Genomic DNA, 25,751 nt, shown 5'->3' with positions numbered 1-25,751 from the left:
GGCGCGCCTATGCCCTCGCCCCTGAGCAAACCCCTGGCACCCTCCTGGGTCAATCGATTCAAGGAACAGAGCCTGGAGCGTGGGCGCCGTTACGCGCTGGAAAACCGCGTCAGGATCGTCGAGGCTGGCGATAGCACCATCATCGCCAGTTGCGAAGGCTCTGGCGGCAGCGTCTACCGTCAGACCATTCGCCTTAAAGAGTCAGCCAAGGGCACGCTGATTCTGCTCGAAGCCGCGTGCTCATGCCCGGTGCGCATCAACTGCAAGCACTGCGCGGCCGTGTTGCTGCAAGTCCAGGAAACCCTGGCCTACCCGGCCGCCGAAAAGGACGCCCACCTGCTGGAGAAACTCCAGGCGGTGCTGGACAACCGCAGCCCCAAGGCCCCGCCACAAGTGCTGGTGGACAACGTGCAGCCGGTGCCGCGCCTGTGGCTGGCCAGTATCGAGTTCAGCGCCTTCGAGCCACGCAACGGCAAGATGCAGCGCTACATCCAGCACCGCGCCGCCCTGTCCTTCAGTTATCTGGATGAATACGTCAGCGGCCAGCGCAACACCGACGTGCTGATTCGCCAGGAAACCCAGACGTTGCGGATAAAACGCCACACCGATGTGGAACAGTCCTACCGCGAACAACTACGAATCCTCGGCTTCAAGGTCGCGACCCGACAAAGCAAGGCCCTGCCGGAAAGCGCCGGCGAACTGTACGAAATGGTCAACGACAGCGCCTGGCTGACCTTCACCCTCAACGACCTGCCGAAACTACGCACCCAGGGCTGGGAGTTGCAGATCGACGAGGACTTCGGCTTCGACCTGACGGCCGTGGACGAGTGGTACGCCACGGTCGAGGAGACGCCGGAGCGGGACTGGTTCGACCTGGAACTGGGGATCATCGTCAATGGCGAACGCCTGAGCCTGCTGCCGATCCTGTTGAACCTGATGCGCTCGCACATCGAATTGTTCAATCCGGAACGCCTGGCCCGGCGCCGAGATGATGAAGTGATCCTGGTCAACCTGCCCCACCGCCCGAACTCGGAGTTCGGCCCGCAGCAAGTGGCCCTGCCCTATGGCCGGCTGAAACCGGTGCTGGCGACCCTGGGCGAGTTTTACCTGCAAGAGCCCGGCACCACCAAACTGCGCCTCAACAGCGCGGACGCCTTGCGCCTGAACCCGCTGCAAGACATGCCGTTGACCTGGGAGGGCGGCGAACACATTCGCGGCCTGGCCCAACGCCTGCGGGACATCAAGGATTACACCGCCACCGCGCCAGAGGGCCTGAACGCGACGCTGCGGCCTTATCAACTTGAAGGCCTGAGCTGGATGCAGTCGCTGCGACAGCTGGAAGTCGGCGGCATCCTCGCGGACGACATGGGCCTGGGCAAAACCCTACAAACCCTGGCGCACATTCTCAGCGAAAAACACGCCGGTCGCCTCGACCGGCCGTGCATGGTGGTGATGCCGACCAGCCTGATTCCCAACTGGCTCGACGAAGCGTCCCACTTCACGCCGCAGCTCAAGGTCCTGGCGCTTTACGGTGCGGGACGCAAAAAACATTTCGAACGGCTGGTGGATTACGACCTGATCCTCACCACTTATGCCCTGCTCCCCAAGGATGTCGAGCGCCTGAAAGCGCAGCCACTTCACGTGCTGATCCTTGATGAAGCCCAGTACATCAAGAACCCCACCAGCAAAGCCGCCCAGGCCGCCCGGGAACTCAACGCCCGCCAGCGGCTGTGCCTGTCCGGTACGCCCCTGGAAAATCACCTTGGCGAATTGTGGTCGCTGTTTCACTTCCTGTTGCCGGGCTGGCTCGGGGACGTCAAGAGTTTCAACCGCGATTACCGTGTACCGATCGAAAAGCGCGGCAGCGATGTACGACTGCAGCACCTCAACGGTCGGATAAAACCCTTCCTGCTGCGCAGGACCAAGGAACAAGTGGCGACGGAGTTGCCACCCAAGACCGAGATCATCCATTGGGTCGAACTCAGCGACGCCCAGCGGGACGTCTACGAAACCATGCGCCTGGCGATGGACAAGAAAGTCCGCGACGAGATCACCCGCAAAGGCGTGGCTCGCAGCCAGATCATCATCCTCGAAGCACTGCTCAAGCTGCGCCAGGTGTGCTGCGACCTGCGCCTGATCAACGACGCCACCCTGCCCGCCCGAGGCAGCACCTCGGGCAAGCTCGACAGCCTGATGGAAATGCTCGAAGAGTTGTTTGAAGAAGGGCGCCGGGTACTGCTGTTTTCGCAGTTCACGTCCATGCTGGCGCTGATTGAGGATGAACTGAAGAAACGCGGCGTCGACTACGCCATCCTGACCGGCCAGACCCGGGATCGACGCACGCCCGTCAAGGAATTCCAGAGTGGCAAGCGTCAGATCTTTTTGATCAGCCTGAAGGCCGGTGGTGTAGGCCTGAACCTGACCGAGGCCGACACCGTGATTCACTACGACCCGTGGTGGAACCCGGCCACCGAAAACCAGGCCACCGACCGTGCCTACCGCATCGGCCAGGAAAAACCGGTGTTCGTCTACAAGCTGATAGCCCGAGGCACGGTGGAAGAGAAGATCCAGCTGCTGCAAAAGGAAAAATCCGACCTCGCCGCTGGCGTGCTGGATGGACGCGTGGCCGGCGATTGGAAATTGCAGAGCGACGATATCGAGGCGCTGTTCGCGCCGCTGCCGGACAAGCTCGAGAAGCGCTGACACTCCCTGAACTCATCCTGGGTGTCCATGAGTCTGGTGTTCACCGCAGAGCCACCGTGGGAGCGAGCTTGCTCGCGATAGCAGTGGTTCAGTTGATGCAGATATTGACTGTGCAGCCATCATCGCGAGCAAGCTCGGCTCCCACAGGAAGTTGTGGCGTTCACATAATCTGAGTCCACCACACTTCCAATGTGGGAGCGAGCTTGCTCGCGATAGCAGTGGTTCAGCCGGCCTAGATGCTGACTGTGTTGCCGTCATCGCGAGCAAGCTCGCTCCCACAGGAAGTTGTGGCGTTCACATAATCTGAGTCCACCACACTTCCAATGTGGGAGCGAGCTTGCTCGCGATAGCAGTGGTTCAGCCGGCCTAGATGCTGACTGTGTTGCCGTCATCGCGAGCAGGCTCGCTCCCACAGGGGGGTGTTGCAATGTTCACACAACCAGAATCCCCTACTAATCAATCAGCTGCGCAGCTCTCAGCGCGCCGAGCGCCGCCAGCCAGCGTGGGTCCTGGCGGTACTCCGTGGAGGCACAGGCCTGTCCGCGCATGCGGGCGATCCGCGCCGAAGGCTTGACCTTCAGGCGTTGGGCAGCGCTCAGGGCCAGCTCCGCGGCGGCGCGATCGTTACACACCAGGCCCATGTCGCAGCCCGCCGTCAAGGCCGCCTCGATACGACTGGCGGCATCACCGACCACATGAGCCCCGGCCATCGACAAATCATCGCTGAAGATCACACCGTCAAACTGCAACTCGCCGCGCAGGATGTCCTGCAACCAACGGCGAGAAAAACCAGCTGGATTGGCGTCAACCTGCGGGTAGATGACGTGGGCCGGCATGACCGCGGCCAGTTGCTTGCTCAGCTTGGCGAACGGTACCAGGTCGTTGGCGCGAATCTGTTCCAGGCTGCGTTCATCGTTCGGGATCGCCACATGGGAATCAGCCTCGGCCCAACCATGACCCGGGAAGTGCTTGCCAGTGGCCCCCATCCCGGCCGCGCTCATGCCACGGATGAAGGCACCGGCCAGCAACGCTGCGCGTTCGGGGTCACCTTCGAAGGCACGACTGCCGACGACGGCGCTGCGCTGGTAATCGAGGTCCAGCACCGGCGCAAAACTCAGGTCGAGACCCACCGCCAGCACTTCGGTGGCCATGATCCAGCCGCACTGCTCGGCCAGGTATTCGGCGTTCGGGTTGTCGGCGATCGCCCGCATCGCCGGCAACCGCACAAATCCTTGGCGCAACCGTTGAACACGACCGCCTTCCTGGTCCACCGCCAATAGAAGGTCGGGGCGGATGGCGCGGATCGACGCACTCAATTCGCGCACCTGACGTGGATGCTCGATATTGCGGGCAAAAATGATCAGGCCGCCTACCTCGGGCTGGCGCAACAGGTGGCGATCTTCGGCCGTCAGCCAGGTACCGGCGACGTCCACCATCAACGAGCCTTGCAGGCCAGCAGTCATAGCATTTCCTTAATAACGATGAACCCGTGCGGTGACACAGACACGACCACACCGCCAGGCCCAAGGCCCGGCAGGTCGCGGTCATGCAATAAAGAATGGAACGGGTTCGAAACGAGAGTCGACATGGGCGGCTAGCTTAGCGGATGTAGGCAGCCGCGCCCACCCGTGCGCTCAAGCCTTGGCCAGCGCTGGCGTCGATTTGCTGCGTGGACGCAGTTGCGCGGCCGCCATGGCCTCATCGGTGACGCCACTTTCGGCACGCATGCCGGCTGCCAGGAACGGCACCATCAGGCGCATCACCTGCTCGATCGAGGTGTTCACGCCAAAATCGGTTTCAGCGATGGCCCGCAGCGCTTTGATACCGGACATGCTGAACGCGGCGGCGCCGAGCATGAAGTGCACCCGCCAGAACAGCTCGATGGGTGGAATGCGCGGCGCGGCTTCGTTGACCAGCAGCATGTAGCGACGAAAGACCTTGCCGTACATGTCTTCCAAGTAACGCCGCAGGTGGCCCTGGCTTTGGCTGAACGCAAGGCCCAACAGGCGCATGAAAATGGACAGATCGTTACCGCTGCGCGGTTGCACGACGAGGGCTTGTTCGACCAGGATTTCCAGCAGGTCTTCCAGGGTTGGCTTGACGTCGGGCTTGGCCTGGCGCCGCTCCAGTTCACGATCGAGGCTGAGGCAGAAAGGCCCGAGGAACCGCGAGAAAACCGCCTGGATCAAGGCTTTTTTCGAGCCGAAGTGATAATTCACCGACGCCAGGTTCACCCCGGCCTTGCTGGTGATCAGACGCAACGAGGTTTCGGCGAAACCTTTTTCCGCGAACAACTGCTCGGCAGCATCGAGAATGCGTTCAACGGTTTCCGACTGGGCCATGGTTACTCCGCCTGACAAACACTTGTTTGAAACATACGTTTCAGCCTAGGGGGTTGTCAAGCCTGCCGGGGCGTTTTGCGAACGGTCGGTCACGTATTTAACCACACCTTTTCACAGGTGGTAGCCCTGCCCCAACCAACAAGCCGACCGACCGTCCAGCGGCCCGCGAAAAAAGGAGGATTGCCAAGCGGCGTCCACTGTATATAATCCCAGTCACTGTATAAAAAGACAGAGCGATCAATATGCTAAAGCTGACGCCACGCCAAGCAGAGATTCTGGCCTTCATCAAACGCTGCCTCGAAGACAACGGCTACCCGCCGACCCGCGCGGAAATCGCCCAGGAACTGGGTTTCAAGTCGCCCAACGCGGCTGAAGAACACCTCAAGGCGCTGGCGCGCAAGGGCGCGATCGAAATGACCCCGGGCGCATCCCGTGGCATTCGCATCCCTGGCTTCGAAGCCAAGGCCGACGAACCCACCCTGCCGATCATTGGCCGGGTCGCGGCAGGCGCACCGATCCTCGCCGAGCAGCATGTCGAGGAATCCTGCAACATCAACCCTTCGTTCTTCCATCCACGGGCCGATTACCTGCTTCGTGTACACGGCATGAGCATGAAGGACATCGGTATCTTCGACGGTGACCTCCTGGCCGTCCACACCACCCGCGAAGCCCGCAATGGCCAGATCGTGGTGGCGCGAATCGGCGACGAGGTGACCGTCAAGCGCTTCAAGCGCGACGGCAGCAAGGTCTGGCTCATTGCCGAGAACCCGGAGTTCGCCCCCATCGAAGTGAACCTGAAAGACCAGGACTTGGTCATCGAAGGCTTGAGCGTCGGCGTCATTCGCCGCTAAAGGAGGCTTTATGCAGTTCCCTCACACACCACAACACACACAACTTCCGCTGTTCGAGGCATTCATGGCCCAACCGCTGGTTCCAGTCCTGAAAGAGGTCATCGAGTCGCCCTGGGGCGTCGAACCCGAGGCTTTCAGCGAACTGTCGTTACGTGGTGCGGCCGGAAACTGCCTGAACCTGCTGGCGCCGATTCTGCGAGAACTCAGCCAGGACCAGGATGCTCGCTGGTTGACGCTGATCGCGCCACCGGCCAGCGTTACCCAGGCCTGGCTGCGGGATGCCGGCCTGAACCGTGAACGCATCCTGTTGCTGCAGCCACGGGGCACCCAGAGCGCCCAACAGTTGACCTGCGAAGCCTTGCGCCTGGGCCGTAGCCACACCGTGGTCAGTTGGCTCAACCCATTGACCGCGACCGCACGGCAACAGTTGATCAGCGCCGCCCGCACCGGGGACGCACAAAGCCTGAATATTCGATTGGGCTAAGACAAACGCTGGGCTTCTCCAAGACAGAGAAGCCGGTCAGTCACATTATTCAAAAAAGCCGACAGGCGGGATTAATGAAGGACCCGCGGCCCCTCGTCCTTGTTGAATTCGCCTTCAACCAGGCGACCGGCCATCTGGACGCCCACGCTCAGCATCGCCTTGGCGACTTCGACGTGTTGGCCTTGGAGGAACACCTTGGCATCTTCGGAGAAGTTCAGGGTAACCAGAGAACCCTCGTCCTCGGCCCTGCGCAGCTCGATGCGGCCATCAGGAAGTTCGACAATTTCTAGAAAGGACGTAGGCATAAAAGTCTGTTCTCCACGAAAGGCGAGGATTATATAGTCATCGGCCAGGCTCCGCTCGGGATCTTGACCAAGCGTTATCAATGGACGTAAAGGGCCGAAGGGAAACTCAGCACTCGTTCAACCCTTCACGAAAGCGTATCGCCAAGCTCTTGAGGTTCTGGCGCCAGCTCTCCAGCTCTTCCCGGCTCAGCTCCTGCTCGGGATCCTGCTCGTCCAGATTGACCGCCACGATCAACGGCTGGGTCACGTCCCCCTTGGGCTTGCGCGGGGCTCGGGGCGGCTCGATCAGCGCCGCAGGGGCCGCCAACAGCTTTGCCAGCCAGGGTTCCGGGTTGTGTGCCAGCTCGACCATTTCGGCGATTTCCGGGATGGCGAGGGTTTCCAGCACTTCGCGGGTCAACAGCAGCTCGGCCCGCGGCGCATTCGCGTGTGGCAGGCGATAGAAACCCGCGATTTCATGGCATAACCCCAACAACGCACCGTATAGGTGAAACAGCGCGGACTCACGCCCTGCCTGGAGCAGCGCCGGGGAATTCATCGCACGCCCGTCTTCGGCCCGGGTGAGCGCTTCGAGCGACAGACCGGCGAAATAGATTTTCTGATTGGTGCGGGTATAGAGTTCGTGGGCCATGGCGGCATCTCCCCAACGAAATGAAAGCTTCACGCAAGTGCGACAGTGTCGTGGATCAACCAAGGCCACTGCAAGCCAAAAACAAAAAGGCCACATGAAAACCTATGGTTGTCATGTGGCCTTTTTGTTCAGTCGGGCCCTATCGAGGATGGCTGTGCCGCCCAGCGGGAGCAAGCTCCATCGCCATGGGGGTCTCGCCTAAACAGGCGTTCAATCAACGCTTGTCTTCAACCGTCCACTTACCGCCGTCGTAATAGGCCTTCCAGCCGGTCGGCTTGCCATCGACTTCAGTTTGCACGTACTGCTCCTTGGTCTTGCGGCTGTAGCGAATGACCGCTGGACGCCCTTCCGGATCCTTCTGCGGTGCTTCACAGAGGAAATGGTACTTCGGATCGATCTCGTCCTTGTGCGGCACGATCTCCATCACCAATGGCGCACGGGTCTCGCGGTTTTTCGGGAACTGGCTGGCTGCCAGGAACAGGCCGGAGGCGCCGTCACGCAGGATGTAGGTGTCGTTGACCTTCTCGCATTTGAGCTCAGGCATCTTCACCGGGTCCATCTTCGGCGGCGCCGCGTCACCGCTCTTGAGCAGTTTGCGGGTGTTCTTGCAGGTCGGGTTGGTGCAACCGAAGAACTTGCCGAAACGGCCGGTCTTGAGCTGCATCTCGCTGCCACACTTGTCGCATTCCAGGCTCGGGCCTTCGTAGCCCTTGATGCGATAAGTGCCCTCTTCAATCTCGTATCCGGCACAGTCCGGGTTGTTACCGCAGATGTGCAGCTTGCGCTTTTCATCCAGCAGGTAGGCATCCATCGCCGTGCTGCAGATCGGGCAGCGATGCTTGCCGCGCAGTACCAGGGATTCCGACTCGCCCTCGTCGTCCGCAGCGATTTCGTCGCCCGGCACCAGGTTGACGGTAGCCTTGCAGCGCTCCTTGGGCGGCAGGCTGTAGCCCGAGCAACCGAGAAACACGCCAGTCGAGGCGGTACGGATTTGCATCGGACGCCCGCAGGTCAGGCACGGGATGTCGGTCATGACCGGCTGGTTGGCGCGCATGCCGCTGTCAGGGCTTTCGGCTACTTCGAGTTTTTTCTTGAAGTCGCCATAGAATTCGTCGAGGACATTTTTCCAGTCCCGTTCGCCCTGAGCCACGTCGTCGAGGTTTTCTTCCATGCCGGCGGTGAAGCCGTAGTCCATCAGGTTCGAGAAGCTCTCGGACAGACGTTCGGTGACGATGTCCCCCATCTTTTCCGAATAGAAACGACGGTTGTGCAGCGCCACATAACCGCGGTCCTGGATGGTGGAAATGATCGCGGCATAGGTCGAAGGACGGCCGATGCCGCGTTTTTCCATTTCCTTGACCAGGCTGGCTTCGGAGTAACGGGCCGGCGGCTTGGTGAAGTGCTGGGTCGGATCGAGCTTGATCAGCTTCATCACGTCGCCCTGGGCCATGTCCGGCAGGACATCGTCATCCCCAGGCTTGGTGATCTGCGGCATGACGCGGGTGTAGCCGTCGAACTTCAGGATGCGCCCCTTGGCGCGCAGCTCGAAGTCGCCAGCACCGACGCTGACCGTGGTGGACAGGTATTGCGCCGGCAGCATCTGGCAGGCCAGGAACTGGCGCCAGATCAGCTCGTAGAGACGCTCGGCATCGCGCTCCATGCCCGACAGCTTGCTTGGCTCGGTGTTGGCATCGGACGGACGAATCGCTTCGTGAGCCTCCTGTGCGCCTTCCTTGCTGCTGTAGACGTTCGGCGTGTCCGGCAGGTACTTCTTGCCGAACTCGCTTTCTATATAAGTGCGCGCCATCGCCACGGCATCGGCCGACAGGTTCGTCGAGTCGGTACGCATGTAAGTGATGTAGCCGGCTTCGTACAAACGCTGGGCCATCATCATGGTTTTCTTCACGCCAAAGCCCAGGCGATTGCTCGCGGCCTGTTGCAGCGTGGAAGTGATGAACGGCGCGGACGGCTTGCTGCTGGTCGGCTTGTCCTCGCGCTTGACGATGCTGTAGCTGGACGCCTTGAGCTTCTCCAGCGCCGCCATGGCCTGGGCTTCATTGAGCGGCTTGAAGGCTTCACCCTTCTCGCGGGCCACGTCGAAGCGCACAGTCGCGCCTTTGGCAGTGCCGAGGTCGGCGTGGATTTCCCAGTACTCTTCAGGGATGAACGCCCGGATTTCCCGCTCGCGCTCCACCACCAGCTTCACGGCGACCGACTGCACGCGACCAGCCGACAGGCCGCGGGCGATCTTGGCCCACAGCAGCGGCGAAACCATGTAGCCCACCACACGGTCGAGGAAACGCCGCGCCTGTTGGGCGTTGACCCGATCGATATCCAGCTCGCCCGGCTGGGAGAAGGCTTCCTGGATGGCCTTCTTGGTGATTTCGTTGAACACCACGCGCTTGTAGCGGCTGTCATCCCCACCAATGGCTTCGCGCAGGTGCCAGGCAATGGCTTCCCCTTCGCGGTCCAAGTCCGTCGCGAGATAGATGGTGGCGGCATCCTTGGCGAGCCGACGCAGTTCTTCGATGACCTTTTCCTTGCCTGGGAGGATCTCGTACTTGGCTTTCCAGCCGTGTTCCGGATCGACCCCCATGCGTGAGACCAGCTGCTTGCGCGCCTTGTCTTTCGGCGACAGCGCCGGCGCTTCACCGGCAGCAGCCTTGCCGCGCTTGGCGGCTGGCTCCTTACTGGCGCTAGCCGAACCGCTGGTGGGCAGGTCTCGGATATGGCCGATACTCGACTTCACCACGTATTGGTTGCCCAGATACTTGTTGATGGTCTTGGCCTTAGCCGGGGATTCCACAATGACCAGCGATTTGCCCATGGATCAGAAAATTCCTGAATTCTAAAAAGTGAAAGGCGGTTGGCGCCTGACGCGGCACCGCTATATATAGTGGCTGCAAGGTGAGGTCAAGCGCAGGGTTGCCCGCATGCCGGCCTCAAGGCTTGGAAAAAATGCTCTCCTCGGCCTGCACCAAAGCAAAGCGTGGCACCTGTTCGCCGTCAACCTCGACGGACTCCTCGAACATGCTCAAGGGACGCACCCAAAAGCCGTAATCGCCATACAGGGCTTGATAGAAGACCACTTCTTCCTCGGTCTCGGAATGCCGCGCAATGCTGAATACGCGGTACTGAGGACCTTTGTAATGCTGGTAGAGCCCAGGTTGTATCGGCATGCTTTGGCCCTCACTCAAATCTTTTCAAAATAAAAACAAATCTTTGTCTACTAACCCCGAAAAAACAAAAACCGGGGCACTTGGCCCCGGCTTCCATCGACGCAACGCTTAGACGCGTTCGAAGACAGTGGCGATGCCTTGGCCGAGGCCAATGCACATGGTCGAGACACCGAAGGTGCCGCCATTCTGCTTCATGACGTTGAGCAGCGTGCCGGAGATACGCGCACCGGAGCAACCGAACGGATGACCCAGGGCGATCGCACCGCCGTGCAGGTTAACCTTCTCGTTCATCTTGTCGAGCACTTTCAAATCTTTCAGCACCGGCAGGGCCTGTGCGGCGAAAGCTTCGTTGAGCTCGAAGAAGTCGATATCGGCGATACTCAGGCCTGCACGCTTCAAGGCTTTCTGCGTGGCCGGTACTGGACCATAGCCCATGATCGCCGGGTCCACACCCGCCACGGCCATCGAACGAATCACTGCCATCGGCTGGATACCCAGGTCCTGGGCACGCTGGGCCGACATCACGATCATGCACGAGGCACCGTCGGTGATCTGCGATGAAGTGCCAGCTGTCACGGTGCCACCCTTCGGATTGAAGGCCGGCTTCAGGGCCGCCAGGCTTTCCAGGGTGGTTTCCGGACGAATGGTTTCGTCGTAGTCGAACAGCTTCAGGAAGCCATTCTCGTCATAGCCCTGCATCGGGATGATCTCGTCCTTGAACTTGCCTTCCACGGTCGCCTTGTGGGCGAGCTGGTGGGAACGCACGCCAAAGGCGTCCTGCTGTTCGCGGCTGATGCCGTGCATCTTGCCCAGCATTTCCGCAGTCAGGCCCATCATGCCCGAGGCCTTGGCCGCGTACAGCGACATGTGCGGGTTCGGATCGACGCCGTGCATCATGCTCACGTGGCCCATGTGCTCGACACCACCGACGACGAACACATCGCCGTTGCCGGTCATGATCGCCTGGGCGGCGGTGTGCAGCGCGCTCATGGACGAACCACACAGGCGACTGACGGTCTGGCCGGCCGCGGTGTGAGGAATCTGGGTCATCAGCGAGGCCATGCGGGCGATGTTCCAGCCCTGCTCCAGGGTCTGGTTCACACAGCCCCAGATCACGTCTTCGACTTCGTTGGGGTCGACCTTGACGTTGCGCTCCAGCAGCTTGCTGATCAGGTGCGCCGACATGTCTTCGGCGCGGGTGTTGCGGTGCATGCCGCCCTTGGAGCGGCCCATCGGCGTACGACCGAAGTCGACGATCACGACGTCTCTAGGATTCAAGCTCATAAAATGTTCTCTCGCTCTAGTCGTTGGGCGCTTAACCGAAGAAGCGTTGGCCGTTCTTGGCCATTTCACGCAGCTTCGCGGTCGGGTGGTACAGCGCGCCCAGATCAGCGTACTGGTCAGCCAGGGCAACGAACTCGGCCACACCGATCGAATCGATGTAACGCAGCGCACCGCCACGGAATGGAGGGAAACCGATACCGTAGACCAGACCCATGTCGGCTTCGGCGGCGGTTTCGACAATGCCGTCTTCCAGGCAACGCACGGTTTCGAGGCACAGCGGGATCATCATCCAGTTGATGATGTCCTCGTCGGTGACGTCGCGCTGCTCGTAGACGATCGGCTTGAGCACTTCCAGCACCGACGCATCGGCGACTTTCTTCTGCTTGCCGCGCTTGTCGGTCTCGTAGGCGTAGAAGCCCTTACCATTCTTCTGGCCCAGGCGCTTGGCTTCGTAGAGCACGTCGACAGCCGAACGACGGTCGTCTTTCATGCGGTCCGGGAAGCCTTCAGCCATGACGTCGCGACCGTGGTGGCCGGTGTCGATGCCGACCACGTCCATCAGGTACGCCGGGCCCATCGGCCAGCCGAATTTTTCCATGATCTTGTCGATGCGCACGAAGTCCACACCGGCGCTGACCAGCTTGGCGAAACCGCCGAAGTATGGGAACAGCACGCGGTTGACCAGGAAACCCGGGCAATCGTTGACGACGATCGGGTTCTTGCCCATTTTCTTGGCGTAGGCCACGGTGGTGGCAACAGCCAGCTCACTGGACTTCTCGCCACGGATCACTTCCACCAGCGGCATCATGTGCACCGGGTTGAAGAAGTGCATGCCGACGAAGTTCTCCGGACGCTTGAGGGCCTTGGCCAGCAGCGAGATGGAGATGGTTGAGGTGTTCGAGGCGTGGATGGTGTCCTCCTTGACCTTGTCTTCGACTTCAGCCAGTACCGCCTGCTTGACCTTCGGGTTCTCGCCAACCGCTTCGACCACCAGGTCGACATGGCCGAAATCGCCATAGGACAGCGTCGGACGAATGCCGTTGAGCACTTCGGCCATCTTCGCGGCGGTCATGCGCCCCTTGTCGACGCGACCGACCAGCAGCTTGGCGGCTTCGGCCAGGCCCTGCTCGATCCCGTGTTCGTTGATGTCCTTCATCAGGATCGGCGTGCCCTTGGACGCCGACTGGTAGGCGATGCCGCCGCCCATGATGCCGGCGCCGAGCACGGCGGCCTGCTTCACGTCACGGGCGATTTCGTCGTAGGCCTTGGCCTTTTTCTTCAGTTCCTGGTCGTTGAGGAACAGGCCGATCAGGCTTTGCGCAGCCGAGGTCTTGGCCAGCTTGACGAAGCCGGCGGCCTCGACTTCCAAGGCCTTGTCGCGACCGAAGCTTGCGGCTTTCTGGATAGTCTTGATCGCTTCGACCGGCGCCGGGTAGTTCGGGCCAGCTTGTCCGGCCACGAAACCCTTGGCGGTTTCGAAGGCCATCATTTGTTCGATGGCGTTGAGCTTGAGCTTTTCCAGCTTCGGCTGGCGCTTGGCCTTGTAGTCGAACTCGCCGCTGATGGCGCGCTTGATGGTTTCAAGGGCCGCTTCCTGGAGCTTGCCAGGTTCGACCACCGCATCCACGGCGCCGACTTTCAGTGCGTCTTCGGCACGGTTTTCCTTGCCGGCGGCAATCCACTCGATGGCATTGTCGGCACCGATCAGGCGCGGCAGGCGCACGGTACCGCCGAAGCCCGGGTAGATACCCAGCTTGACTTCCGGCAGGCCGATCTTGGCCGTGGTGGCCATGACGCGGTAATCCGCCGCCAGGCACATCTCCAGGCCGCCACCCAGGGCGATGCCGTTGATGGCCGCGACGGTCGGTACGTTGAGGTCTTCGAAGTCGCTGAAAATACGGTTGGCTTCGAGGTTGCCAGCGATCAGTTCGGCATCGGGCAGCTTGAAGTTGTCGACGAATTCGGTGATGTCGGCACCGACGATGAACACGTCCTTGCCGCTGCTGACGATCACACCCTTGATCGAAGCATCTGCCTTGATAGTGTCTACGGCCTGACGCAATTCATTCAGGGTTAGACGGTTGAACTTGTTGACGGACTCACCCTTGAGGTCGAATTTCAGTTCGACGATGCCACTTTCAAGAGCCTTAACCGTGATGGCTTTACCTTCGTAAATCATCAACTGATCTCCACGATATGGAAGCTGAACAGTACACGTTGGACGCTGGCCACTGGTTCGACACTGACGTTACCGTCGATGCTACGCCAATCCGCCAGGCACACCCGTCAACGCGATAGTCGGGGTCTGTAGGAGCGTTCTGAAAATACAAACGCTCAATTCATACGCCCGTTTGATTTGGGTACGTCACCTTCACGGAATTTCCGACAATTGTCAATCGCCCTAAACACGGGCGAGAACGCGACTTTACGGTCATTTCCGTACCGTACGGATCCGCAACACGGCGCCGCATGTGCAGCTATTCATAGGATCAATCATTAGAAAAATCGCCCTAATTCCAGACATATCGGGTCCAGCCGACTACGCTGTCGGGAGCGCGATTGAAATTTCAGGAACGAAGGGCGCTGCGAACGCACGCCCCGACACGAGATGGATTACCGGCCTGCCTGGCCAACCGCCCGATGAAACTGTCGGGCTTTTTTATGCCAGTAGGAGCTGCCGAAGGCTCGGGCCGCGTTCGGACGATCTTTTGATCTTTCACTTGAGACCCAATGGCCAGGGCAAAGATCGCAGCCTCGCTTCGCTCGACAGCTCCTACGCAGCCAAAGTCGCTCAGGCCAGCGCCTTGAGCGTGCTGGCAATGTCTTGCAAAACACTGGCTTCGCCTTTTTCGCCCCCGTACACCGCAATCATTTGCCGGTCGGCTTCGACTTTGTAGACGTTGGCCGGCAATTTTTCGAAATGATTGAGCAAGGACTCATCCTGGCAGACTTCCCGCCACTGATTGGCCCAGACGCCCGGTGCCGTTTGCCAATAGCTCCAACAGGCCGGCTGGTTGCCTCGCCGAGGCCGATAGTACTGGGCACAGGGGTTTGGCGGCTGCTGGCCGAGCCAGTGCGGCCACTCCTGTGGCGCCAGTTGCATGGCCAGGCCCAGGCGTCGCGCTTCCATGCGCAGGGCCATGCGACCGCTCTGTACACGGGACGGACGCAACCATGCCAATGGACTTAACACCACCAACAGGATTGACAGCACTATCCAGACCGTCATATTCGTACTCCCCGATTCTGATGAGCCATTGACCCAGGTCGCCGTCAATGCGCTTGAAACCAGCCATACTTACCGTATCGCAATTCTCTGGAGTGCCTTCCATGTACTACAACCACGTTCTGGTCGCCGTTGACCTCACTGAAGAATGCGATCCGGTCGTCAAGCGCGCCCTCGCCCTTTGCGAAGGCCGAGACACCCAGCTGTCGCTGGTGCATATCGTCGAACCAATGGCCATGGCCTTCGGCGGCGACGTGCCGATGGACCTTTCCCAGTTGCAGCAGCAGCAATTCGACCAGGCCAAGGAACGCCTTGACCGACTGATCGTGAAATACCCGGCCCTGAAGAAGGAGTTCAGCCACTTGACCTACGGCCAGCCACGCCAGGAGATCCATCACCTGGCCAAGGAACAGGGTTGCGACCTGATTGTCGTCGGCAGCCATGGTCGCCATGGCCTGGCGTTGCTGCTGGGCTCGACTGCCAACGATGTGCTGCATGGCGCGCCTTGCGATGTGCTGGCGGTGCACTTGGTCAAGCGCACCTGAGCCATATACCCCTGTGGGAGCGAGCCTGCGCGCGAAAGCGGTGTGTCAGCCAAGCCCAATGGCGCTGATCGACCGCTATCGCGAGCAGGCTCGCTCCCACAGGGATTGGTTTCTTATCTCAATGGATCAAGCGTCCAGCTCGGCCCAGCGCTCGACCAATGCATCCAGCTCGGCCTGCAGTTGTTCCAACTGCGCGATAACCTTGGCGGTTTCGGCAGCAGGCCGCTGGTAGAACCCGGCGTCGGCCATTTCGGCTTCCACCGCGGCGATCTGCTGCTCCTTCGCATCGATATCGCCCGGCAGAGCCTCCAGCTCGCGCTGCAGTTTGTAGCTGAGCTTTTTCTTCGCGGGGGCCGGAGCTGCGGCGGCAACCGGCGCGGGCTCGGCCTTGACCACCGCCGAATTCAGGTCGGCCTTGCCGGACTTGCTCTCGGTGACCCCAAGCAGACGCGGCGAGCCGCCCTGGCGCAGCCAGTCCTGATAACCACCGACGTATTCACGCACCAGGCCTTCGCCTTCGAACACCAGGGTGCTGGTGACCACGTTGTCGAGGAATGCCCGGTCGTGACTGACCATCAGGACGGTGCCGTTGAAGGTCAACAGCACTTCTTCCAGCAACTCCAGGGTTTCCACGTCCAGGTCGTTGGTCGGTTCGTCGAGCACCAGCAGGTTCGCTGGCTTGCTGAACAGCTTGGCCAGCAACAGACGGGCGCGCTCACCGCCCGACAGCGCCTTGACCGGCGTACGGGCACGCTGTGGACTGAACAGGAAATCGCCGAGGTAGCTCAACACGTGACGGCTCTGGCCATCGATGTCGATGAAATCGCGGCCTTCGGCCACGTTGTCGATCACGGTCTTTTCCAGGTCCAACTGATGACGCAACTGGTCGAAGTAGGCAACGTCGATCTTCGTACCCTCCTCCACCTTGCCATTGGTCGGCACCAGGCCGCCAAGCATCAGCTTGAGCAAAGTCGTCTTGCCGGTGCCGTTGGCCCCTAGCAAACCGATGCGATCGCCACGCTGCAGGACCATGGAGAAGTCCTTGATCAGGAACGGGCCGCCAGGGTGGGCAAAGCTCACGTTCTCAAGGACCATCACCTGCTTGCCGGACTTGTCGGCAGTATCCAACTGGATATTGGCCTTGCCGGTACGTTCACGGCGCTCGCTGCGCTCAACGCGCAAGGCCTTGAGGGCCCGCACTCGGCCTTCGTTGCGGGTGCGACGAGCCTTGATGCCCTGGCGAATCCAGACTTCTTCCTGGGCCAGTTTCTTATCGAACAGGGCATTGGCGGTTTCTTCCGCCGCCAGCGCCGCTTCCTTGTGCACCAGGAAGCTGGCGTAGTCGCCGTTCCAATCGATCAGGCCGCCGCGGTCCAGTTCAAGGATGCGCGTCGCCAGGTTCTGCAGGAAGGAACGGTCGTGGGTGATGAACAGCACCGCCCCCTGGAAGTCCTTCAGGGCTTCTTCAAGCCAGGCGATGGCGCCGATGTCCAGGTGGTTGGTCGGTTCGTCGAGCAGCAGCAGGTCGGGCTCGGAGACCAGGGCCTGGGCCAGCAGGACGCGGCGACGCCAACCGCCGGACAACTCGGCGAGGGTCTTGTCGGCCGGCAATTGCAGGCGGCTCAGGGTGCTGTCGACCAGTTGCTGCAGACGCCAGCCGTCGCGGGCCTCGAGGTCGTGCTGCACGTGCATCAACTTGTCCAGGTCGGCGTCGGTGACGATGTTCTGGCTCAGATGGTGATACTCGGCCAACAGCGCGCCGACACCGTCCAGGCCTTCGGCAACCACGTCGAACACGGTCCGCTCGTCGGCCACCGGCAATTCCTGGGGCAATTCGCCGATCTTCAGGCCCGGCGCACGCCAGACCGAGCCGTCGTCAGGCTTTTGATCGCCCTTGACCAGCTTCATCATGCTGGACTTGCCAGTGCCGTTGCGGCCGATGATGCACACCCGCTCACCACGGGCGATCTGCCAGGACACCTTGTCCAACAACGGCATAGCGCCGAAAGCAAGGGACACATCGCTGAATTTGAGCAGGGTCATGAGCTTCTCCAAAAACCGGGCGCGCATTCTACCTGAGATGAGGCCTCAAGGGTCCGCCAATTTCGCCACTGAAGCACTCTGCACGACAAATGTTGCGAACTTGCACCGACAGCCCTGCAAAGCTTTCGCCGGCTGCTGGCAAAAGGCTAAGCTACAGACAGTTACCCTGGGTTAACCCTTGGGCTTGTCATGTTTTTTCTGCCCGGACGTCTCATGCGCAGTCGCCTTTTCAGTGTTTTATCGTGTCTTTTTGTATGTGCCACTGCCGTTCAATCCGCTCAGGCGGTGGATATTTCCACTCAGCGCCAGTATTACAACGAGGCCAAGCGGGCCTTGGCCAAGGGTGATTCCGGCCCTTACTTTCGCTACAGCCAGGCCTTGCGCGATTACCCGCTGGAGCCGTACCTGGCCTACGACGAACTGACCGCTCGCCTCAAGAGCGCCAGCAACGCCGAAATCGAAAAATTCCTCGCCGAGCACGGTGACCTGCCCCAGGCCAACTGGATGAAGCTGCGTTGGTTACGCTGGCTGGCCGAGCGCGGCGATTGGGCGACCTTCGTCAAGTATTACGACCCCAAGCTCAACTTCACCGAACTGGACTGCCTCAACGCTCAGTACCAGCTCAGCCATGGCCTTAAGGCCGAAGGCTATGCCAATGCCGAAAAGCTCTGGCTCACCGGCAAGTCACAGCCCCAGGCCTGCGACGCGTTGTTCGGCCTATGGGCATCCCAAGGCCAGTTGACCGAGCAGAAACGCTGGGAGCGCACCAAGCTGGCTGCCCAGGCGCGCAATTATCCGCTGGCCAACAGCCTGGTCAGCGGCCTGACCACCCTCGCCCCCCGTGGCAAGTTGCTGGTGGACGTGGCGCAGAAACCTGAGCTGCTCAACCAACCCTCGCGTTTCAGCCCGGCCGATGAACCGATGTCCGATATCGTCAGCCTCGGCCTGCGTCGCCTGGCCCGCCAGGATCCGGAAAAAGCCATGACGCTGCTGGATGGCTACGCCAGCACCATGCATTTTTCCCGGGATGAAAAAGTCGCGATTGCCCGGGAAATCGGCTTGACCCTGGCCAAGCGCTTCGACAGCCGCGCCTTGGACGTGATGACCAAATACGACCCGGAACTGCGCGACGACACCGTTTCGGAGTGGCGCTTGCGCCTGCTGCTGCGCCTGGCCCGTTGGGACGATGCCTACCAACTGACCCGCCGCCTGCCCGAGTCGCTGGCCAGCACCAACCGCTGGCGCTACTGGCAAGCCCGTACGCTGGAGCTGGCGCAGCCGCAAAACCCCGAGGCCCTGGCGCTCTACAAGCACCTGGCCCGTGAGCGGGACTTCTATGGGTTCCTGGCCGCCGACCGCTCCCAGTCGCCGTATTCCCTCGTCAACAAGCCACTGGTGATGAGCCAGGCGCTGATCAATAAGGTGCGCAACACACCGGGCGTGCGCCGGGCGCTGGAGTTTCATGCCCGTGGGGACATCGTGGACGGACGCCGCGAGTGGTATCACGTCAGCCGGCATTTCAACCGGGACGAAATGGTCGCCCAGGCGAAACTGGCCTATGACCTGAAATGGTATTTCCCGGCCATTCGCACCATCAGCCAGGCCAAGTACTGGGACGACCTGGACATCCGTTTCCCGATGGCCCACCGCGACACCCTGGTGCGCGAAGCCAAGGTGCGTGGCCTGCATTCGAGCTGGGTGTTCGCAATCACTCGCCAGGAACGCGCCTTCATGGACGACGCCCGCTCCAGCGTCGGCGCCGCCGGTCTGATGCAACTGATGCCTGGCACCGCCAAGGAAACCGCGCGCAAGTTCAGCATTCCCCTGGCCTCCCCTCAACAAGTCTTGAACCCGGACAAGAACATCCAGTTGGGCGCGGCCTACCTGAGCCAGGTTCACAGCCAGTTCAACGGCAACCGAGTCCTCGCCTCGGCGGCCTACAACGCCGGCCCCGGTCGCGTGCGCCAATGGTTGCGCGGTGCCGATCACCTGAGCTTCGACGTCTGGGTGGAAAGTATTCCATTCGACGAAACCCGCCAATACGTGCAGAACGTGTTGTCATATTCGGTGATCTACGGCCAGAAGCTCAACTCACCGCAACCGCTGGTGGACTGGCATGAGCGGTATTTCGATGATCAGTGAGTATTAGCGCAAGCTGTTCTTGAGAAGAAAAAATGCCCGCCTCGAAGGAAGCGGGCATTTTTTTGCTCGGTTACTGGGTCGGTTGCTGATCCCTGTGGGAGCGAGCCTGCTCGCGATAGCGGTGTGACAGTCAGCATCTTTGTTGCTGATCAGCCGCTATCGCGAGCAGGCTCGCTCCCACATTGATCTCAACACATCAAACTCACTAAACATCCTCGCCGTGCTGATTGAACTGCAACGCCGCCAACCGCGCATACAGCGCATTGCTGGCGACAAGCTCCTGATGAGTGCCCACAGCAACCACCTTACCCTGGTCCATCACCGCGATCCGGTCGGCGTTTTTCACCGTGGCCAGGCGATGGGCAATGACCAGGGTGGTGCGGTTTTTCATCAAGCTCGGCAAGGCTTGCTGGATAAGGTGTTCGCTTTGCGCATCGAGGGCGCTGGTGGCTTCGTCCAGCAGCAGGATCGGTGCGTCCACCAGCAAGGCGCGGGCGATGGCCAGGCGTTGGCACTGGCCGCCGGACAAGCCCAGGCCGCCGTCGCCCAGGTGAGTCTGGTAGCCATCAGGCATTTTTTCGATGAAGTCATGGGCATGGGCGATCTGCGCCGCCTCGCGCACCTGCTCGGGCGTCGCCTGGGGATTGCCGTAACGAATGTTCTCTTCGACCGTGCCGAAAAACAGCGCCGGATTCTGTGAAACCAAGGCAAAGTGCCGGCGCAGGTCCAGCGGAGCGAGTTGGGTCAACGGCACGTCGTCGATCAGGATCTGCCCTTGCACCGGATCATAGAAACGCAACAGCAAGTCGTAGACAGTCGACTTGCCCGCACCGGCAGGCCCGACAAGGGCCAGGGTCTCGCCGGCCTTGACGCTCAGGTCGAGACCGTCGACCGCATAACTGTCCGGCCGGGACGGATAGGAAAAACGCACGCCATCAAGGCGCAGATCGCCGCGGACCCGCACCGGCAAGGTCACCAGGCCCGTGGCCGGCGGCTGGATGATGTTCTCCGAACGCAGCAGCTCGGCTATACGCTCTGCCGCACCGGCCGCCCGCTGCAACTCGCCGATCACTTCGCTCAGGGTCCCGAAGGCACTGCCGACGATCAGGCTGTAGAACACGAACGCCGCCAGCTCGCCACCGGAAATCCGCCCGGCGATCACATCCATGCCACCGACCCAGAGCATCACCCCCACGGCCCCCAGCACGAGCACGATCACCAAGGTGATCAGCCAGGCCCGCTGGGCGATGCGCTTGCGAGCGGTGTCGAAGGCCTGCTCCACCGTCACGGAAAAACGTTGTTCGTCCTGGACCTGATGGTTGTAGGCCTGCACGGTCTTGATCTGGCCGAGGGTTTCGGAGACATAGCTGCCGACGTCGGCAACACGGTCCTGGCTCTCACGTGACAAGCTGCGCACTCGTCGACCGAAGATCAGGATGGGCGCCAATACCAGCGGCAAGGCAATCACCACGATGCTGGTCAGCTTGGGATTAGTGATAAACAGCAACACGATACCGCCCACCACCATCAGGGCCTTGCGCAAAAACAACGACAGCGACGAACCGATCACCGATTGCAGCAACGTCGTGTCAGTGGTCAGCCGTGACTGGATTTCCGAACTGCGGTTGTTTTCGTAAAAGCCTGGGTGCAAGTACACCAGATGGTTGAAGACCTGCCGCCGGATATCGGCCACCACCCGCTCACCGATCCAGGACACCCAGTAAAAACGTGCAAACGTACCGATCGCCAGCCCCACCACCAGCACCATGAACAGGCCGATGGATTGATTGAGCAAGTGTGGCGAGCGGGTCATGAAGCCCTGGTCCACCAGCAAGCGGATGCCTTGGCCCATGGACAAGGTAATGCCGGCGGTAACAATCAAGGCCAGCAACGCGCCGGCGACTTGTTTGCGATAAGGGGCGATGAAGCCGCTGGCCAGGCGTATGGCACGGCGATGTCGGGAAGAAAGCATCAAAGGCGTCCGATAATGCAGCGGGAAAAGGCCGGCCCGCGCGGTCGAAACGCAGCGGAACCCGGTTGAATCAGAATGAGTCAGGTTAAATATGACCACCACGACTAGCAGCTAGATGTTATCGGTCTAAAGTCTGGCTGGAAACGCAACCGTATTTCTGATTGAGTGGAGGTGTCGCCATGAACCTACAAGGAGTGTCATGGCTCGGTCACCTGGCGACATTAAAGTAGGCACACAACCTGATGAGGAGACAGGCCATGTCCTTGCAACACAGCAGCGACGACAAGATTCAAGTAATCCGCACGCAACCGGACCAGTCTCTGGGCTGCTCGTTCATCGATGAACAAGGGCGCGAAGTACCGATCACCGAAGACATGATCCGCAAAGCCTGCGGCGAGCTGGAAAAACGACTGGTCAAGCCTGCCGAACAAAAGTGATACAGCCCGTCTCGATTGAACCCGACCTTGATGTCGGGTTTTTTATGCCGGTTGATTTTGCAGGCTTCTGTGACCAGGCTCTTGTGGCGAGGGAGCTTGCTCCCGTTGGGCGGTGTAGGAGCTGGCGAAGCCTGCGATCCTTTGATCTTTTACTTGGAACTCAAGCGGCCGATGAAAAGATCGCAGCCTCGCTTCGCTCGACAGCTCCTACAGCGCAGCCGAGCGGGAGCAAGCTCCCTCGCCACAAGAACGCACCGCCCTTAAAGGGTGGTGGCACCCAGCGCAGTCACGATCTGTTGCAAGGCCGCCGACGACCCTTCGATACGCACCTTCAAGCTATCGATTTCCCGGCGTGGCGGGTAGTGCTTGCGCAAGGCATCGAACGCACTGCGTTGCTCGTCGACGGTGCCCACCAGGCTGCGACGGAAGTTCGCATCGTCGCCACGGGGGTCGTACACGCTCCGGCACAGCGCCGCCAAGGCCCAGGCCGGGTCGGCTTCGGCGTCCAGGATGATGCCCCCCAGCCACGGCCGAGGCAACAGGTCGCTGAGGCGGACTTCAACCGGCTGTTCCAGGAACGCGCATAAAGCCTGGTAGATCTGGGCCGTGCCACGCTGGCGGCCATCAAGACTGTACCCGGCAATGTGCGGGGTGGCGATCACGCATCAGTCTGCCAGGTCCACGTCCACGGTGGGCTCCTGCTCCCAGACATCCAGCACCGCTTGCAGGTCTTCGCGCTCCAACAACACCTCGCGCAACGCGGCATTGTCGATCACCGGACCGCGGGCCGCATTGATCAGCCAGGTGCCGGGCTTGAGCTGGTTCAGGCGCGCTTCGTCGAACAGGTGCCAGGTCGGTTGCTCGCCGTCGCGGGTCAACGGGGTGTGCAGGCTGATCACATCGCACTGCTCGATGATCTGTTCCAGGCTCACATAATCGCCGCCCTCAACGGCCTGACGCGGCGGATCGCAGACCTTGACGGTCCAGCCCAGGCCCTTGAGCAGTTCGATCAACCGCCCGCCCACCTGCCCTGCGCCGACCACGCCGAAGGTCCGCTGCGCGAGCGCCAAGCCTTCGATTTCCGCCAGGGTCATCAGGCTGCCCAGCACGTAGTCCACCACGCCACGGGCGTTGCCACCGGGTGCGCTGGCCCAGTGGATACCGGCCTCGGCCAGATAATCCAGGTCCAGGTGATCGGTGCCGATGGTGCATGTGCCGACGAAGCGTACCTTGCTACCCTCCAGCAGCGCCCGATTGACTTGGCTGACCGAACGCACCAGCAGCACATCGGCTTGCTCGACCATCGTCCGGTCGATTCCCCGGCCCGGCACCCGGCGGATTTCGCCGAACCCTTGGAAAAACGCATCAAGCAGGGGGATGTTTTCGTCGGCGACGATCAGCATGGCAGAGCTCCTTTGGCGGGAGGGGCAGTGTAGGCGTTCCTCGCCTCGATGGGCCAGTCCTTGCCTCAGTGAACTAAATTGTGGCGAGGGAGCTTGCTCCCGCTCGGCTGCGTAGGAGCTGGCGAAGCCTGCGATCTTTTGTTCTTTCGCTTGATACTCAACTGACCTAGGAAAGATCGCAGCCTCGCTTCGCTCGACAGCTCCTACAGCGCAGTCGAGCGGGAGCAAGCTCCCTCGCCACAACAGCATCCGCACGACTGAGAAAGCGATTACAAATCCACAACACAGCTTTTTTCCTGACCACAGCGTCAAGGCGTAGAATTCGCCGCCTTGCGCTAATTTCTCTCGGACGCTTCGCCTGTGAATCCTGTCATCGACTCTCCTGCCACCCTTTCCCGCCCGGCCCGGGTGCGTCTGGAATTCAAGACCCTGCTGGCCTTGGCCGTGCCGATCATGGTGGCGCAACTGGCAACCACCGCCATGGGCTTTGTCGACGCGGTGATGGCCGGTCGGGTCGGCCCACGGGACTTGGCGGCAGTAGCCCTGGGCAACTCGATCTGGGTACCGGTGTTCCTGCTGATGACCGGCACGTTGCTGGCGACCACGCCAAAAGTGGCCCAGCGCTTCGGTGCCGGCACGTTCGACGAAATCGGGCCGCTGGTGCGCCAGGCACTGTGGCTGGCGCTGGTTGTGGGGTTGCTCGCGACCCTGGCGCTGTTCAGCGCCGAACCAATCCTGCACATCATGAAGGTCGATCCCGAATTGATCGGCCCCTGCATGGAATACCTGCGCGGCATCGGCACGGGCCTGCCGGCCGTGGCGCTGTATCACGTGCTGCGCTGCTTCAGCGATGGCCTGGGCCGCACGCGACCGGCAATGGTGCTGGGGCTGTGCGGGCTGGCATTGAACATTCCGCTCAATTACATCTTCATCTACGGGCACCTGGGCGTACCCGCCATGGGCGGCGTCGGTTGCGGCTGGGCCACGGCCATCGTGATGTGGTTCATGGCCCTGGGCATGGCCGGTTGGGCCCGTTGGGCACCGGCCTATCAGTCGAGTCGGTTGTTCAGCCGTTTCGACTGGCCGCAATGGACAGTGATCAAGCGCCTGCTGGGCATCGGCCTGCCGATTGGCATCGCGGTGTTCGCCGAGTCGAGTATTTTCGCGGTGATCGCGCTGCTGATCGGCAGCCTCGGGGCCACGGTGGTTGCCGGGCACCAGATCGCGCTGAACTTCAGCTCCCTGGTGTTCATGATCCCCTACTCCCTGGGTATGGCTGTCACGGTGCGGGTCGGCCAGGCCTTGGGCCGTCGCCAGCCCCGTGAAGCGCGCTTTGCCGCCGGGGTGGGCATGGGCACGGCCCTGGCGTACGCCTGCCTGTCGGCGAGCCTGATGTTCGCACTGCGCGGGCCTATCGCGGCGATCTATACCGCCGACCCGGTGGTGATCGAAGTGGCGTCGATGCTGATCGTCTACGCGGCGCTGTTCCAGTTTTCCGATGCGATCCAGGTCACGGCGGCAGGCGCGTTGCGCGGCTACCAGGACACCCGGGTGACGATGATCCTGACCCTGTTCGCCTATTGGGGCATCGGTCTGCCGGTGGGCTACGCGCTGGGCCTGACCGACTGGCTCGGCGCGGCCAGCGGCCCGAGCGGGTTGTGGCAAGGCCTGATCGTAGGCCTGAGCTGCGCGGCGCTGATGTTGTCGATCCGCCTGACACGCAGCGCGCGCAAGCAGATCCGCGTCAACCGCTCGACGGATTAAGCGAGTTTCTTGCGGATCCAGTAGAGGTAGGTGCCAGCCGCTTCCTGCTGGGCCACCAGTTCGTGATCCAGGAACACGCAAAACTTGGGGATGTCGCGGCGAGTCGAGGGATCGGTGGCGATGACTTTCAACAGGCCACCGGGGGCCAGGTCACGGATGTGCTGGTGCAGCATCATCACCGGTTCCGGGCAATTGAGGCCCGTGGCATCCAGTGTGCCGTCGACCGGCGTGTCGTTCATTTCACTCATGTTCTACTCCTGAAACTGGCCGGTATTGTCGCGCAATGCCGGCGCTCTTAACAAATGTACATCAGCCCTGTGGCGAGGGAGCTTGCTCCCGCTCGGCTGCGAAGCAGTCGTCGCTCTTTGGAGCCCAACAAGGCATTGGGGTTGCTTCGCAACCCAGCGGGAGCAAGCTCCCTCGCCACAAAAGCTCGCTAC

At 61.1% G+C, this 25,751-nt stretch carries 19 protein-coding genes and 1 pseudogene; 7 read left to right on the top strand and 13 right to left on the bottom strand.

Features of this window, described 5'->3' with window-relative positions:
- The first annotated feature begins 9 nt into the window (after positions 1–9).
- The gene (locus tag HGO40_RS09000; protein WP_250962700.1) at positions 10–2,703 is read left to right on the top strand and encodes a DEAD/DEAH box helicase; all 2,694 of its coding nucleotides are present in this window, start codon (positions 10–12) and stop codon (positions 2,701–2,703) included.
- Between the two features lie 452 nt (positions 2,704–3,155).
- Here the strand turns inward: HGO40_RS09000 and nagZ are convergent, their stop codons facing one another.
- Positions 3,156–4,154, bottom strand: a complete 999-nt coding sequence (gene nagZ / locus HGO40_RS08995; RefSeq protein ID WP_250962705.1) for a beta-N-acetylhexosaminidase — start codon at positions 4,152–4,154, stop codon at positions 3,156–3,158.
- Between the two features lie 183 nt (positions 4,155–4,337).
- Positions 4,338–5,045: a TetR/AcrR family transcriptional regulator gene (locus HGO40_RS08990; protein WP_250962699.1), complete on the bottom strand. Its 708-nt coding sequence runs from the start codon at positions 5,043–5,045 to the stop codon at positions 4,338–4,340.
- Positions 5,046–5,287: 242 nt separating this feature from the next.
- Here HGO40_RS08990 and lexA point away from each other — a divergent pair, with 242 nt between their 5' ends.
- Both lexA and sulA read left to right on the top strand, forming a co-directional pair.
- Positions 5,288–5,896 carry a transcriptional repressor LexA gene (gene lexA, locus HGO40_RS08985; RefSeq protein ID WP_250962698.1) on the top strand — a complete coding sequence of 203 codons (609 nt, stop codon included), beginning with the start codon at positions 5,288–5,290 and terminating at the stop codon, positions 5,894–5,896.
- Positions 5,897–5,906: 10 nt separating this feature from the next.
- Positions 5,907–6,380 (top strand): SOS-induced cell division inhibitor SulA, encoded by a 474-nt coding sequence (sulA, locus tag HGO40_RS08980; RefSeq protein WP_003199648.1) that lies wholly within the window; start codon positions 5,907–5,909, stop codon positions 6,378–6,380.
- A gap of 71 nt (positions 6,381–6,451) precedes the next feature.
- Here sulA and HGO40_RS08975 read toward each other — a convergent pair whose 3' ends face one another.
- The 7 genes from HGO40_RS08975 to HGO40_RS08945 form a co-directional block, all read right to left on the bottom strand.
- Positions 6,452–6,685: a hypothetical protein gene (locus HGO40_RS08975; RefSeq protein WP_250962697.1), complete on the bottom strand. Its 234-nt coding sequence runs from the start codon at positions 6,683–6,685 to the stop codon at positions 6,452–6,454.
- Between the two features lie 106 nt (positions 6,686–6,791).
- Positions 6,792–7,316 (bottom strand): DUF6586 family protein, encoded by a 525-nt coding sequence (locus HGO40_RS08970; RefSeq protein ID WP_250962696.1) that lies wholly within the window; start codon positions 7,314–7,316, stop codon positions 6,792–6,794.
- Positions 7,317–7,530: 214 nt separating this feature from the next.
- Entirely contained in the window at positions 7,531–10,143 is a 2,613-nt protein-coding gene (gene topA, locus HGO40_RS08965; protein WP_250962695.1) for a type I DNA topoisomerase, read from the bottom strand.
- 115 nt (positions 10,144–10,258) lie between these two features.
- Positions 10,259–10,495, bottom strand: coding sequence for a DUF1653 domain-containing protein (locus tag HGO40_RS08960; RefSeq protein WP_003199644.1), 237 nt, complete (start codon positions 10,493–10,495; stop codon positions 10,259–10,261).
- A gap of 108 nt (positions 10,496–10,603) precedes the next feature.
- Complete coding sequence (fadA, locus tag HGO40_RS08955; protein WP_053120718.1) at positions 10,604–11,779, bottom strand: acetyl-CoA C-acyltransferase FadA; 1,176 nt, start codon at positions 11,777–11,779, stop codon at positions 10,604–10,606.
- 31 nt (positions 11,780–11,810) lie between these two features.
- Complete coding sequence (gene fadB / locus HGO40_RS08950; protein WP_250962694.1) at positions 11,811–13,958, bottom strand: fatty acid oxidation complex subunit alpha FadB; 2,148 nt, start codon at positions 13,956–13,958, stop codon at positions 11,811–11,813.
- Positions 13,959–14,570: 612 nt separating this feature from the next.
- Positions 14,571–15,008, bottom strand: a complete 438-nt coding sequence (locus HGO40_RS08945) for a hypothetical protein (protein ID WP_250962693.1) — start codon at positions 15,006–15,008, stop codon at positions 14,571–14,573.
- A gap of 101 nt (positions 15,009–15,109) precedes the next feature.
- Between HGO40_RS08945 and HGO40_RS08940 the strand changes: the two genes are divergently transcribed.
- Positions 15,110–15,550 (top strand): universal stress protein, encoded by a 441-nt coding sequence (locus HGO40_RS08940; protein ID WP_060738415.1) that lies wholly within the window; start codon positions 15,110–15,112, stop codon positions 15,548–15,550.
- A 126-nt stretch (positions 15,551–15,676) separates the two neighbouring features.
- Here HGO40_RS08940 and HGO40_RS08935 read toward each other — a convergent pair whose 3' ends face one another.
- On the bottom strand, positions 15,677–17,593 hold the full coding sequence (locus HGO40_RS08935; RefSeq protein ID WP_186705233.1) for an ATP-binding cassette domain-containing protein: 1,917 nt from the start codon (positions 17,591–17,593) through the stop codon (positions 15,677–15,679).
- Positions 17,594–17,806: 213 nt separating this feature from the next.
- Here HGO40_RS08935 and HGO40_RS08930 point away from each other — a divergent pair, with 213 nt between their 5' ends.
- Positions 17,807–19,735: a transglycosylase SLT domain-containing protein gene (locus tag HGO40_RS08930; protein WP_250962692.1), complete on the top strand. Its 1,929-nt coding sequence runs from the start codon at positions 17,807–17,809 to the stop codon at positions 19,733–19,735.
- Positions 19,736–19,940: 205 nt separating this feature from the next.
- On the opposite strand, the gene HGO40_RS08925 is transcribed toward HGO40_RS08930, so the two are convergent.
- Positions 19,941–21,707, bottom strand: a complete 1,767-nt coding sequence (locus tag HGO40_RS08925; protein WP_250962691.1) for an ABC transporter transmembrane domain-containing protein — start codon at positions 21,705–21,707, stop codon at positions 19,941–19,943.
- Between the two features lie 257 nt (positions 21,708–21,964).
- Between HGO40_RS08925 and HGO40_RS08920 the strand changes: the two genes are divergently transcribed.
- Positions 21,965–22,144 carry a PA1571 family protein gene (locus tag HGO40_RS08920; protein ID WP_186705236.1) on the top strand — a complete coding sequence of 60 codons (180 nt, stop codon included), beginning with the start codon at positions 21,965–21,967 and terminating at the stop codon, positions 22,142–22,144.
- A gap of 260 nt (positions 22,145–22,404) precedes the next feature.
- Here the strand turns inward: HGO40_RS08920 and pdxB are convergent.
- Positions 22,405–23,547: pseudogene (pdxB, locus tag HGO40_RS08915) on the bottom strand (4-phosphoerythronate dehydrogenase PdxB).
- A gap of 360 nt (positions 23,548–23,907) precedes the next feature.
- On the opposite strand from pdxB, the gene HGO40_RS08910 reads away from it, so the two are divergent.
- Positions 23,908–25,311: an MATE family efflux transporter gene (locus HGO40_RS08910; RefSeq protein ID WP_353050717.1), complete on the top strand. Its 1,404-nt coding sequence runs from the start codon at positions 23,908–23,910 to the stop codon at positions 25,309–25,311.
- On the opposite strand, the gene tusA is transcribed toward HGO40_RS08910, so the two are convergent.
- Positions 25,308–25,559: a sulfurtransferase TusA gene (tusA, locus tag HGO40_RS08905; protein ID WP_250962690.1), complete on the bottom strand. Its 252-nt coding sequence runs from the start codon at positions 25,557–25,559 to the stop codon at positions 25,308–25,310. The genes HGO40_RS08910 and tusA overlap by 4 nt on opposite strands.
- Between the last annotated feature and the right edge of the window lie 192 nt (positions 25,560–25,751).

This window comes from Pseudomonas sp. CG7, from assembly GCF_023701885.1.
Lineage (GTDB): Bacteria > Pseudomonadota > Gammaproteobacteria > Pseudomonadales > Pseudomonadaceae > Aquipseudomonas > Aquipseudomonas zanjanensis.
Note: the sequence above shows the minus strand (reverse complement) of the source record. Positions and strands in the feature narration are given on the sequence as shown.